The sequence below is a fragment of the Williamsia sp. genome (assembly GCF_036566845.1).
Lineage (GTDB): Bacteria > Actinomycetota > Actinomycetes > Mycobacteriales > Mycobacteriaceae > Williamsia.
In genome coordinates this window covers 1-12,307 of the sequence record NZ_DATCVM010000166.1, presented here as the reverse complement: position 1 = coordinate 12,307, position 12,307 = coordinate 1, and the positions used below count along the sequence as shown (strand labels likewise).

Sequence of the window (12,307 nt, the reverse complement as noted above, 5' to 3'; positions counted from 1 at the left end):
GTGGCCCATCGCGGTCCCGGCCGGATCGGCGGGCATCCGGACCAGGGCGTCGGTGGGCCGGCTGATGGTTGCGTCGGGAACGTCGATCACGCAGACATCGCCCGCGCCGTACATGCACTGCCGAGGAGTTCTTCGTCGACTACGATCAGATTGCGAAGGGCGCCGCGGCCATGCTCCGGCTCGAGGCGGGCCGCAACCCACACGACAAGGTCCTCATCGCTCTGATCGGTGAAATGTCCACGCAGAGCGCGCTGTTCCGCAAACGCTGGCGTCGCAGGATGTCCGCTTCCATCGCAGCGGCCGAAAGCGCTTGCGCCACCCGGTCGTCGGTCAGCTCGACCTCGACTTCGAGGGCATGGAACTGCCCTCCGAACCCGGCCTGCATCTGAACATCTACACCGCCGCCGCAGGTACACCCACGGCCGACGCCCTCAAACTGCTCGCCTCGTGGGCGGCAAGCCACGAACAGCTCGACACCGAGCGGGCCTCGGCACGCGAATCACGTTGACGGCCCCGACCTTTGGGGATCGGCTACTCGGGCGCTCCCAGGTTGAGCGCATCTGGATGTGCACCCACCCGCACGCCGTCGTCGAGTGTCGCGATGTCGGCGAGGTCGGCGTCGCTCAGTTCGAAGTCGAAGACGTCGATGTTCTGGGCGATCCGCTGCGGGTTGACCGACTTCGGGATGACGATGAGCCCGTTCTGCAGGTGCCAGCGGATCAGGACCTGGGCCGGAGACTTCCCGTATTGCTCGCCGACGCGGGTGATGACCGGATCGGTGAGCAAGGTGTTCGGCTTGGAGTTCGGTCCCCAGCCGGAGTTGCTGGTCCCGCCCAGCGGACTCCATGACTCGACCGCGATGCCGTGCTTGTCGGCAGCGGCCCGGACCGCCTGCTGGGGCAGGTGAGGGTGGAGTTCCACCTGATCGACGGCGGGAATCGCGCCTCGGCCCACCAGCAGTTCGAGGTGGCGTGGTTCGAAGTTGCAGACACCGATCGCTTTGGCACGACCCGATTCCGCGATGACCTCGAGCGCATCCCACGTCCGCAGGATCCGGGTGTCGTCTTGCAGGGGCCAGTGGATGAGATAGAGATCGACGTAGTCGAGGCCCAGACGCGTCAGGCTCTTGTCGAAGGCACTGAGCGCCGGTTCGTATCCCTGGTCGGCATTCCACAGCTTCGTCGTGACAAAGAGTTCCTCACGCGCGACACCGACATTCGCCAGCGCCCGGCCAACTCCTTCTTCGTTGCCGTAGATCGCAGCAGTGTCGATGTGCCGGTAGCCGGCATCGTCGATGGCCGACCGCACCGCCTTTTCGGTTTCATCGTTGGTGGCCTGCCAAACACCCAGTCCCAGTTGAGGAATCGTGGTGCCCGAGTTCAATGCGATGGTGGGTACTTGTGCGGTCATGACACCACCCTAGCGATCGATGTCGGGTCAGCCGGTCAGTTCGCCAACCGTGAGGCCACCCCAGATCCCATATTTCTCACCGTATCGTTGGGCATGGCTAAGGCATTCGCGTGCCACCGGGCAGCTTTCGCAGATCAACTTCGCCGCGGCTTCGCGTCGACGGCGTTCCTTGGCGTACTGGCGGCCCGACGGTGGGAAGAAGATGTTCGAGTCGACGTCCTCGGTTCTGCACCGGCTGTGTACCCCGCCGGTCCCAGCCTGTTTCACCCTGAACGTGGACGCCGCTGAATCCGGTCATGCCGAAACAGCAAGTGGCGCGCGCACCACCGATAGGTCTTTGCCCCACACCGCGGGACCGGCCTGTGCGCCGGACAGATCGGCGGCGCCTTCATCGGATCGGCCGAGACGGTGGCCACCGAGATCAACGACTTCGTGCAGGCCGACGCCAGCGACAGATTCATCCTGGTCCCCCACATCACCCCGGGCGGGCTCGACGAACTCGTCGCCCATCTAATCCCGATGATGTGCCTTTTTGGCGACCCCGACCTGAGGTTTTACTCGCCACAAGGGCACATCATCGGCTCAGCTCTCTCGTTCGATGAGGCGGTGGGGCCAGGCCTCATCCGGGATGTCCCGCAGCCGGCACGGGACGTCCTGGGCGGTGAACCAGCCGCGATAGTGGATCAGCTCACCGATCACCGGGTTGCGCACGGTCGCGTCGACGCGGAACCGGTTTCGGCGCTCATCCCAGCCTTCGGCGTACTGCATCCTCGCCGCCAGCAGGCCGCGCATCCCGACCTTGGGGCCCGCCGTGAGCAGGCGCATGGGTCCGCTCTCGAACAGCAGTGAGCCCTCCTGGTCGACCCTGGCCTCGAGCGGCCAGAGGAGTTCGGGGCCGTCACCGAAATAGTCGACCAGCCCCTCACGACCATCCACGAGCAGAGAGTTCAGTCCCTGGGGCCCACTGGTGTAGTTGAGCGATCGCATCACGGCAATCGATTCGCGGCCGAGTTCATCTTGGTAACAATAATTGTGCATCGTAAATGGCACGAGGCGACTGGACTTGGTCGGCATCGCGTTACGTTTTCCGAAATGCCTCAACGCAGTTGACACAACAGGCGAACTGTAAATCGATTCCATGATCCCGCTCGTCGCTTGCGCCAATTGCGACTTCGAGTCAATTCCGTAGCGCCACTGCAAGTTCGGGTGCAGCTTCTCGAATTCACGACCCAATACACTCTGGATGACCGAGCTCACTGCAACCCCCCGTTCCGGCTTTTGGCATGAGCCCTGAATGTACTACGGACGGCCAGCCTAAAATGTTGGGTCGGAGCACGTAAAAAGCATTGCAACAATATGGAGGAGCATCACGTGAGCGCTCAGGTCGAAGAGATGGAGTTCGCCGCCGAGACGCGGCAACTGTTGGATCTGATGATCCACTCGATCTACTCGAACAAAGATTCCTTCCTGCGGGAGCTGGTGTCCAACGCATCGGACGCCCTCGACAAGCTGCGGATGGAGTCGTACAGGGACAAGGACCTCGACGCCGACACCTCGGATCTTCACATCGAGATCGCCACAGACCCCGACACCCGCACCTTCACGATCTCCGACAACGGCATTGGCATGACCCGCGACGAGGTTGTAGACCTGATCGGCACGCTGGCGAAGTCGGGCACCGCCGAGGTCCGGAAGAAGCTGAAGGAAGCGAAGGACTCGGCGGCGTCCGAAGAGTTGATCGGCCAATTCGGTATCGGCTTCTATTCCACGTTCATGGTGGCCGACAAGGTCACCCTGCTCACCCGCAAGGCGGGGCAGACCCAGGCCACCCGCTGGGAGTCCGCGGGCGCGGGCAAGTACACGATCGCCGAGGTCGACGGCGCGCCGCAGGGCACGTCGGTGACGCTGCACCTCAAGCCCGTCGACGCCGAGGACGATCTGCACGACTACACGTCGGTGTCGAAGATCCGGGAACTGGTCAAGAAGTACTCCGACTTCATCTCGTGGCCCATCCGCATGGAGGTGACCAAGCCGGCACCCCCGAAGGCCGCCGACGAGGACTCCGATGAAGGCGACGACGCACCCACCGAGGTCACCTCGACCGAAACGCTCAACTCGCAGAAGGCCCTGTGGACGCGACCGCGTTCGGAGGTCACGGACGAGGAATACGCCGAGTTCTATCGGCACGTCAGCCACGCCTGGGACGATCCGCTCGAGACCATCCAGATGAAGGCGGAGGGCACGTTCGAGTACCAGGCCCTGCTGTTCATCCCGTCGACGGCGCCGTTCGACCTGTTCATGCGCGAGCACAAGGCCGGCGTGCAGTTGTACGTCAAGCGGGTGTTCATCATGGACGACTGCGAAGAGCTCATGCCCGAATACCTGCGCTTCGTGAAGGGCCTCGTCGACGCCGCGGATCTGTCGCTGAACGTCTCCCGTGAGATCCTGCAGCAGGACCGCCAGATCAAGGCTATCCGTCGACGGCTCACCAAGAAGGTGCTCAGCACCATCAAGGACCTGCGCACAGGCGATCGCGAAAAGTACGACACCCTCTGGTCGCAGTACGGTCGGGTCCTCAAGGAAGGCCTGCTCCAGGACCCCGACAACCAGGACGCCCTGCTGTCGATCATCTCACTCAGCTCCACCCACTCTGCCGACACCGCAACATCATTGGCCGAGTACGTCGAGCGGATGAAGGACACCCAGAGCCAGATCTTCTACGCCACCGGCGACTCGCGGGAGCAGATCGAGAAGTCCCCGCACCTCGAGGCATTCAAGGCCAAGGGCATCGAGGTCCTGCTTCTGACCGACCCGATCGACGAGATGTGGATCGGATCGATCACCGACTTCGAGGGCAAGCCCCTGCAGTCGGTGGCCAAGGGCGAGGTCGACCTGAGTGGTGAAGCGGACAAGGACGACGACAACAAGAAGGACGAGGAGTTCGGCGACCTGCTCACCTGGATGACGGGCGTGCTCGTCGACGACGTCAGCGCGGTGCGGTTGTCGAGTCGGCTCACCGATTCACCGGCGTGCATCGTCGGTGAGGCACAGAGCCTTTCCCCGGCCCTGGAGCGGATGTACCGGGACTCGGGCATCCCGATGCCGGACAGCAAGCGGATCCTGGAACTCAACCCGGATCATGCCCTGACCGCCGGACTGCAGAAGGCCTTCGCCGACCGCGGCGATGACACCGCCCTGCGGCAGTCGGCCGAATTGCTCTACGGCGCAGCACTGTTGGCCGAAGGTGGTACGCCCAAGCAGCCCGCCGCCTTCAGCAAGACGCTGGCCGATCTGCTGACGAGAACCGTCTCCGAGGAATAATCACCCGCGACCGCCCACCGCCGACCGTGCCCATACCACCGTCGAGCGTGCCCTTGTGACCGTCGAGCGTGCCGAAACTGCCTGTTACCTAACAGTTTTGGCACGCTCGGCGCGACTTTCGGCACGCTCGGCGGCGTTTTCGGCACGGTCAACGGTGATTTCGGCACGCTCGGCGGAGGCGAGGCGAGGCGCGGCGGGTCGGGCTAGTGGATTCCGAACTCTTTGATCTTCCGGTAGATGGTGGCGCGGGAGAGGCCGAGCTTCGACGGCGACGAGGCTGTGCGCCGCGTGGCCGATCTGCCCGAGGGCCACGGATTCAATGCGGTGACCGACGCCTACGGCGACATGTTCTCCGCCGGGATCATCGATCCGCTCAAGGTGACCCGGTCGGCTCTGCAGAGTGCGGCGTCGATCGCGGCGTTGCTCCTGACCACCGAGACCCTCGTCGTCGAGGAGGTGATCCAGAATCCCGGCGCCATCATCGCTCCCGGATTCGGTGACCTCGCCGAGGGCATGGTCCGTCCGTCGAACATCTACTGACGCCCGGTCATGACCACTACTTTGCGGCGTCGATGCCGGGCGTCGCGGCCCGGCCCCGGCTGGTGCTGTGCTCGAATGAGGTCGCCGACGGTGGACGCCTGCGGATTGCGCAACGCAGTGGGCTGCTCGGCGGCGGTGGGCTCGATGTGTCCCCGTCGCTGCTATGGACGGGCGCACCGGTCGGAACGCTGTCCTACGCGGTGACCGCCACCGATTCGGACGGTCGCTGCCACTGGGCGGTCGCCGACGTCAGCGGCGGTGTCACCTCGCTGGTCGTGGACGCCGGCAACGGAACCGGTGAGCGATTACCCAGTCTGGCAAGGCAATTGCGCAACGACTACGGCCTCGAACGGTATGTCGGGCGGCCCCGGCCGGCCCCGGGGTGCCGGGACGGTTCACGTTCACCGTGCACGCAGTCGACATCGGAAGGCTGCCCCTGGGAATTCTCGCCGGCCCGGTTCAATTGGAGGAGGCATTGCGCGACCACAGTCTCGGACGGGCCGGACTGACCGGTGCTCACGGCTGGTCCCCGCGCGCCACCTGATGTGAGGCTCCCCCGTGATGCGGGAGTGATCGGGGTTTGCTGGGGTCCGCCGCGGGATGTGGTGCGAGAATCGACACGTGGACGCGCGCGTGAAGAACAATGTGACGGTCGTCGGCCGTGAAGACGGACCGACGATCATGTTGGCCCACGGATTCGGATGCGATCAGAGTCTGTGGCGGCGGGTGACGACGCAGTTGATCCCGGACCACCGGGTTGTTCTGTTCGATCACGTGGGCGCCGGCGCCTCCGACCCCGCCGCATGGGATGAGCAGCGCTATTCGACCCTCGACGCCTATGCACAGGACGTCCTGGACATCGCGGCGGAACTGGACCTGCACGACGTGGTGTTCGTGGGTCACTCGGTCGCGTCGATGATCGGGGTCCTTGCCGTCGCCGCGGATCCCCGCCGGTTCGCCAAGCTGGTGTTGCTGACGCCGTCGCCGCGATACGTCGACGACGAGTCCGACGGCTACCGGGGCGGTTTCACCCGCGCCGACATCGACGAACTCCTCGAATCCCTGGAGAGCAACTACCTCGGGTGGTCGGCGGCGATGGCACCCGACATCGTCGGCAACCCCGAGCGACCCGAGCTCGGCGGCGAGTTGACCGACGCATTCTGCCGGACCGATCCGGTGAAGGCGGCGGCCTTTGCCCGTGCCACATTCTTGTCCGACAACCGGTCCGATCTCGCGCGCGTCAGCGTGCCTACCCTCGTGATCGAATGCGCGCGCGACTCGCTGGCGCCGCGCCATGTCGGCGCATACGTTCACGACCACATCGGCGACAGCGAACTCGTCACGCTCGACGCCGTCGGTCACTGCCCTCAGCTGAGCGACCCCGAACCCACCGCCGGGGCCATCATCGACTTCGTCCGAAGTCGTCGATGAGCCACACTCAGGACAACACCTCGTCGCCGAACGTACTCGACGAGAGTCTGGAAGACCTGTACGAGAACGCACCGTGCGGCTATCTGTCCACGTGGCCGGACGGCCGAATCGCGAAGGTCAACACCACCCTCGCGACGTGGCTCGGACGTGACCGGGAGTCGTTGCTGGGCAGACCTGTCACCGACCTGCTCACCGCCGGCGGCCGGATCCACTACGAAACCCACTTCGCGCCACTGCTCCAGATCGAAGGTGAACTGAGCGGTATCACCGTCGATCTCGTCACCGCGGACGGCCGGCGGCTGCCGGTGTTCGTCACCGCGAACGTGAAGTCCGGCGCCGATGGAACCGCCGTGCTCGTTCGCATCACGGTTCAGGATGCACGCGACCGGCGTGCGTACGAGAAGCAGTTGATCGAGGCACGTCGGCACGCGGAGCAGGCACATGCCCGGGTGCAGCTCCTCGCCTCGACCCTGCAGCGATCACTGCTCCCACCCTCGCTCCGGCCTCCCGACGGCATGGAGGCGGCGGCCTTCTATCACCCGGCATCGGCCGACGACGTCGGCGGCGATTTCTACGACTTGTTCGCGCTGTCGGATCGCAAGTGGGGTTTCTTCCTCGGAGACGTGTGCGGAAAGGGTGCCACCGCGGCAGCGGTCACCTCACTCACCCGCTACACCCTGCGCGCCGCCGCCGTGTACGACGACGATCCGAACGCCGTTCTGCTCAACCTCCACACCGTCCTTCATGCAAACCACCACGACGACGAACCGCGGTTCTGCACGGTGATATTCGGTGTACTCACCCGCCGCGACGACGGATTCGACATTCACCTCGCGAGCGGGGGACATCCTCCCGCGCTGTTGCTCACCGCCGCCGGCGAAGCCCGGTACGTGAGTACGGAGGGCGGACAGTTGGTCGGCATCCTTCCCGACCCCACCTTCGTGTCAACACGTCTTCACCTGGCACCCGGCGACACCCTCGTGCTCTACACCGACGGTCTGACCGAGGCGAGGATCGGATCGGGACCGGAGAGGTACGACGACAACGGCGCGCTGCTCGAGTTCGCCGCCGCGCACGCGCCGACCTCAGCGGCCCGGATCGTCGCGGACCTGAGTAAATTGCTCGCCGGTTTCGGCGTCGGCGTGGAAGATGACACCGCCCTCATGGCACTGAGCATCCCACCCCGATAGTGGTGGGTTTTGGCGGGCCCCACCTGGGCGTTTGCTCACCAAAAGCCACCAAAATCGGGGGTCAGCGGCGGTGGGTGGAGTGGTCGGCCACCCGCGCGGCCGAGAGATCCGCGACGATTCCCTCGGCGCTGCGGCTGCCGGCCCGGCAGACCCGGGCGGTGAAACCGTCGTTCAACGGATTCGCCGAACGTGTCCGCCAGCGGTGCGCGGCCGCCAGCGCCGCCTCACGGCCCGACGTCATGGTCTCGAACGGGTCGAGTCCGAGGCGATCGTCGGGGGTCGTCCCGTACCCGCCGATCAGCCGGGTCACCTCGGTCTGTTCGCCCTCGGTCAGCGACGTCTTGCGGGACCGGAGCATGCCGAGCAGGCGCAACTCCTCGAAGCCGTGCACGTCGCCCAGCATCCTGGTGACGGCCGCTCGAATCGGGCCGACCCGCGGTGTCGGATACTGCTGCAGGATCCGCGACAACTCGTTCAGCGCGGAATGGACTTTGAGCTGATCGGCTCGTTGGCCGAACTGGACGTCGATCACCTGCTGCAGTTCGGTCAGCCCGCTGCGCTCGAGCAACTGCTTCGACAATTCGATCGAGTCGGCGGAGCCACTCTGCAGCAACGCCAATGCGATCCGGACGCCGAACAAGCCGAAACGCTCGATCAGCCGGATCCGGACCTCGCTGTCGAGCGGCAGGACGCTGTCGGGTCGGCAGAAGCGGTCGGCCGACAGCATCGCGAGTTGCAGATCGTCAGGAGCCACACCGCACAACGTCTTCAGTGCCTTGAACTCACTCTGTCTCAGTGTCCGCGCGGTCAGGGCCAGCAGCCCGGCCACCGGCACCACCGCCTGACACAGACCCGACGACGCCAGTTCGGCCGAGTAGCGGGCGGCAATCTCCTTCGCGGAGAACATCGCATCGATCCGGCCGACACCGATCTCGTCAGCCCTCGACACCACGCCGATCACACCCAGCGGACCGGATCGACCGCCCACCTGACGGTTCAACTCGGACAGCATGTTCACGTCGGCGGCTGTCGACATCCGCATCAGATACAGCACGGCATCGGCCCCCGGGACACCGTCCTCCGGGGTGAGCAGCCGCAGAGTTCGTTGGGACACTTCCGAATTCAGTGAGGCCGTACCCGGAGTGTCGATGATCGTCTGTCGACTGAGCTCAGCTGACGGCCAGTTCACCACCAGGCGGTCGATGCCCGCCGGATCGAGTGCTTCGATATCGAAGTGGAGCTGTCCGTCGCGGCGGTCCACCGGCACGGCCGCGCTCAGGCCGTTCATGTGAAAAGCCCGGACCGCCGGGGTGGTGCCGTGGTGGAACCAGGTGACGATCCGCGTGCACTCGGTGGCGTCCGTGGGTGCGAGCTCCTCCCCCACCAGGGCGTTCAACAGGGTTGATTTACCGGCCTTGAGGGTGCCCGCAAGCGCGATCCGCAGTGGCTCTTCGAGACGGGCCGCACACCGGGCGATCTCATGCGCGGCTCCGGTGCCACCGAACGCGGGATCATTTCGATACACCTGCCCGGCCTCCGCCAGCATCGCGCGAACCCGATCGAAGGCGTTCATGACTTGGCCCCGGACCAGGTGTGCACCTCGCCGAGGAACTTCAGTTGCTGCTCGACCATCTTGGCCCTCGTCTCCCTGTCCGACACCTCTTTGTTGGCGGCCTTCTCGGTCGCCTGGATCGACTCGGTGAGCGATCGTGTTGTCTGCTCCGCGATTTCCCGGAAGTGATCACGCAGAACCCGCTGAATCAGTCGCAGTCTTTCCCGCGATTCGCGGCCGACCTCGAACAGGACGTCATCGGCAAAACGTCGCACGGCCATCTTGGCCTCACCCCGCCTGCGCGCCAATCGGGCATCCCGGTCCTCGGTGAATGTCTTGCGGCCCAGCATCACTCCGGCCAGCACAGAGAAGGGATTCACCATGGACATGCCCACGAGAGTCGAAATCATCCCGAACATCATCATCCCCCCGTACGACCCCCGCATCCCGATCATCACCTTGTTCACCACACCGGACGGAGACTGTTCGAGGTCGACCAGGCTGTCGACGGGCGCGATCTCCGAACCGACCGACGCGAGCGCCATATGCGGGATCATCACGTCACCGACTGCTGCGAATGATTCGGCGACGGCTTCGGCCACCTCGATCGATCTCTGGTGGGTCCACACGAAGTTGTCACCGACGGCGGCGCTGACCTCGTCCTTCAATCGCGTACCCAGGTCCTCCCAGACGGTCGCCGGATCGCATCCGTCGATCTCCTGCTCGAACTCCTTGGTCAGCTTCCGGAATCTGTTGCGCAGGTCGAAATCCGAGTCGGCCGAGAGATCGGCGATGCCGTCTCCGAGCACCTGCTGCCACAACGCCGTCCGGCCGGCCAGTTCCTTCGCCTCGGATTTTGCCCTCTCCAGTTCCGCGACAACGCTCTTACGCAGTTCCGGGTCCCGCAGAATGCTCAGCTCCGAGCGCATCGCCAGCATCAGATGACCGGCGGCCGAGCCGATCTCGGTCATCACCATCTCTTGCATCTTCTGCTTGTCTGCCGCGAGCACTTTGTCACCGAGGAACTCGAGCACCTTCGGGAAACCCGACTCCTCGTTCAGTTCCTTGTCCTTCAGCCGGACCGCGTGGGAGCGCAGCGCCGACGAGGTGGGCAGGGGTTCCAGAGAACTCCCGATCTTCTGCAGGTGGCCGATGTCGGCCGCCACGACGTCGCGCCACCGTGGGTAGAGGTCGGTTTTGGTTGCCAGCATCAGAGCTGTGGGACACAGCTCCGTGGCCTGGCGGATGAACGCCATCTCCGGAGCGGTGTACTCCTGGCTGACGTCCGAGGCGACGAGCACCGCGCTCGCGGCCGGCAACAATCCCAAGGTGGCCGCGGCGTGAGGAGAGCCGACGCCGCCGCTTCCGGGTGTGTCGATGATGACCAGTCCGCGCTCGAGCAGCGGGCTGGGAACCTCGATCTCCAGGCGTATCACCCTCGCCCCACCGGCTGCCGGCGCGCGGCTCAGGTCTTTGCGGATGTCGTCCATGGGTACGTCGATCCGCCGGGCATCAGTTCCGTCGTCGACGACCAATCGTGCGGCGGGCTCACTGCCGTAACCGATCATGGTCACCGTCGAAGTGGTCTCGTCGTCGCCCACCCGGCAGACCGGAATGTTCAGGAGCGCGTTGATCAGATTGCTCTTGCCCTGCTTGAGTTGTCCCAACACCACCACGCGGGCCCGAGGATCCTGAACCCGGTCACGTGCTGCATCGAGTCGGGCACCGATATCACCGCGATCGGCGTCCGCCACCATTTCCCGCAGCCGATCGATGATCTTTGTCACCTTGGCGGTGTTGTCGTCCACAGCAGGCTCCTCATCGATTCGAACATGTTGTGGTGGCCCCGCTTTGGGCGGGGCCACCACCTGGGTTACTGGCGAGACCGTCAGTCAAAGAGATCACCGATCGCGTCGCCCACATCTCCGATCGCTCCACCGATGCCCTCGGCCGCTCCACCGAGGGGACCGAGCGCGCCGCCCGCGACGTCACCGATGCCGTCGAAGATGCCGCCCGGGTCGAGCGACACTCCATGCGACTGACTCGTGGAGTTGAACGAATCCTCCGTGTTGTACGAATCGCTCGTGTTGAACGAATCGTTGGTGGAGAAGTCATCGTGCGAGTCGTGCGTGCTCTGATCGTTGAACGAATCGGTGATGTCATGGCTGTCATGAGTCTCGGTGTACTGGTTGCTGTTGTCCACGTTGATACCTTCGCGATCGTTGCCCAGATCGACACCCTCGAGGTGGACATCTCCACCGCCGCCACCCCATTCTCCTCCGCCGCCACCCTCGACGTTGAGCGAATTGTGGCTGTCGTTGTAGCTGTTGTCCTCGATCTGGGTGTTCTGGGTGTTCCCACTGTTGTTGCCGTGCACCGAGTTGTCCACGTTGACGCTGTGGTCGTCCGAGCTGTTCCCCACCACGTTGCCGTCGCCGGCCACACCACCCGTGGTTGCGATCGGGCCGCTGTTGTCGCCTCCGACTGCAACCGAGCCGGTTCCGTTCGCGGTTGTCGAATCGATATCGGTCACCTGGTCGCCGCCGGTCCATTGGCCATAGTTCGTCATGATCGTTCTCCTTGATGTGTCGTTTTTTGTTTGGTTTCTCGGGTTCGTAACCCGATGACAACTACGTTATTGGCCGATCGCGCTTGCCAAAACGGGGATGAGCCCCGCACCTGTGGGGGTTCTATGTGGGGATTCGGTTCCCCGATGCTCACCCGGTAGGGGGATGAACCGAACCGGCGGACAAAGGGGCACAAACGGCGGACAAAAGGGCAGGCACACAAAGAACGGCGGGCGCGATTCGTGTTTCGAATCGTGCCCGCCGCGTTTGCGCGTGCTCAGAAGTCGGCTGCTCCC

Annotated in this window: 10 protein-coding genes and 3 pseudogenes; 7 read left to right on the top strand and 6 right to left on the bottom strand. The window is 64.5% G+C overall.

Going from position 1 to position 12,307, the window contains the following annotated elements; all coding sequences use genetic code 11:
- Positions 1-119: 119 nt before the first annotated feature.
- A pseudogene (locus VIQ49_RS16050) lies at positions 120-508 on the top strand (transcriptional regulator); the annotation flags it as partial.
- 23 nt (positions 509-531) lie between these two features.
- Here VIQ49_RS16050 and VIQ49_RS16045 read toward each other — a convergent pair.
- A complete protein-coding gene (locus tag VIQ49_RS16045) occupies positions 532-1,410 on the bottom strand; it encodes an aldo/keto reductase (RefSeq protein ID WP_331886353.1) in 879 nt (292 codons plus the stop codon).
- A 27-nt stretch (positions 1,411-1,437) separates the two neighbouring features.
- Positions 1,438-1,677, bottom strand: coding sequence for a WhiB family transcriptional regulator (locus VIQ49_RS28975; RefSeq protein ID WP_414731644.1), 240 nt, complete (start codon positions 1,675-1,677; stop codon positions 1,438-1,440).
- A gap of 117 nt (positions 1,678-1,794) precedes the next feature.
- Here VIQ49_RS28975 and VIQ49_RS16040 point away from each other — a divergent pair.
- Positions 1,795-1,935 (top strand): annotated as a pseudogene (locus VIQ49_RS16040) (F420-dependent methylene-tetrahydromethanopterin reductase); the annotation flags it as partial.
- 57 nt (positions 1,936-1,992) lie between these two features.
- On the opposite strand, the gene VIQ49_RS16035 reads toward VIQ49_RS16040, so the two are convergent.
- Positions 1,993-2,667 (bottom strand): DUF4166 domain-containing protein, encoded by a 675-nt coding sequence (locus VIQ49_RS16035; RefSeq protein ID WP_331886351.1) that lies wholly within the window; start codon positions 2,665-2,667, stop codon positions 1,993-1,995.
- 114 nt (positions 2,668-2,781) lie between these two features.
- On the opposite strand from VIQ49_RS16035, the gene htpG reads away from it, so the two are divergent.
- The 5 genes and pseudogenes from htpG (at position 2,782) to VIQ49_RS16010 (ending at position 7,892) form a co-directional block, all read left to right on the top strand.
- Positions 2,782-4,731, top strand: a complete 1,950-nt coding sequence (gene htpG / locus VIQ49_RS16030) for a molecular chaperone HtpG (protein WP_331886349.1) — start codon at positions 2,782-2,784, stop codon at positions 4,729-4,731.
- Positions 4,732-4,992: 261 nt separating this feature from the next.
- A pseudogene (locus VIQ49_RS16025) lies at positions 4,993-5,271 on the top strand (TCP-1/cpn60 chaperonin family protein); the annotation flags it as partial.
- 32 nt (positions 5,272-5,303) lie between these two features.
- Complete coding sequence (locus VIQ49_RS16020) at positions 5,304-5,780, top strand: hypothetical protein (protein WP_331886347.1); 477 nt, start codon at positions 5,304-5,306, stop codon at positions 5,778-5,780.
- A gap of 112 nt (positions 5,781-5,892) precedes the next feature.
- Positions 5,893-6,702, top strand: coding sequence for an alpha/beta hydrolase (locus VIQ49_RS16015; RefSeq protein WP_331886345.1), 810 nt, complete (start codon positions 5,893-5,895; stop codon positions 6,700-6,702).
- The gene (locus tag VIQ49_RS16010) at positions 6,699-7,892 is read left to right on the top strand and encodes a PP2C family protein-serine/threonine phosphatase (RefSeq protein WP_331886343.1); all 1,194 of its coding nucleotides are present in this window, start codon (positions 6,699-6,701) and stop codon (positions 7,890-7,892) included. Before VIQ49_RS16015 ends, VIQ49_RS16010 begins: the two co-directional genes overlap by 4 nt.
- A gap of 61 nt (positions 7,893-7,953) precedes the next feature.
- Here the strand turns inward: VIQ49_RS16010 and VIQ49_RS16005 are convergent, their stop codons facing one another.
- From VIQ49_RS16005 to VIQ49_RS15995, 3 genes are all read right to left on the bottom strand, one after another.
- Positions 7,954-9,465, bottom strand: a complete 1,512-nt coding sequence (locus VIQ49_RS16005; RefSeq protein ID WP_331886341.1) for a dynamin family protein — start codon at positions 9,463-9,465, stop codon at positions 7,954-7,956.
- Positions 9,462-11,252, bottom strand: coding sequence for a dynamin family protein (locus VIQ49_RS16000; protein WP_331886339.1), 1,791 nt, complete (start codon positions 11,250-11,252; stop codon positions 9,462-9,464). Before VIQ49_RS16000 ends, VIQ49_RS16005 begins: the two co-directional genes overlap by 4 nt.
- 80 nt (positions 11,253-11,332) lie before the next feature.
- Positions 11,333-12,013 (bottom strand): hypothetical protein, encoded by a 681-nt coding sequence (locus VIQ49_RS15995; RefSeq protein WP_331886337.1) that lies wholly within the window; start codon positions 12,011-12,013, stop codon positions 11,333-11,335.
- Between the last annotated feature and the right edge of the window lie 294 nt (positions 12,014-12,307).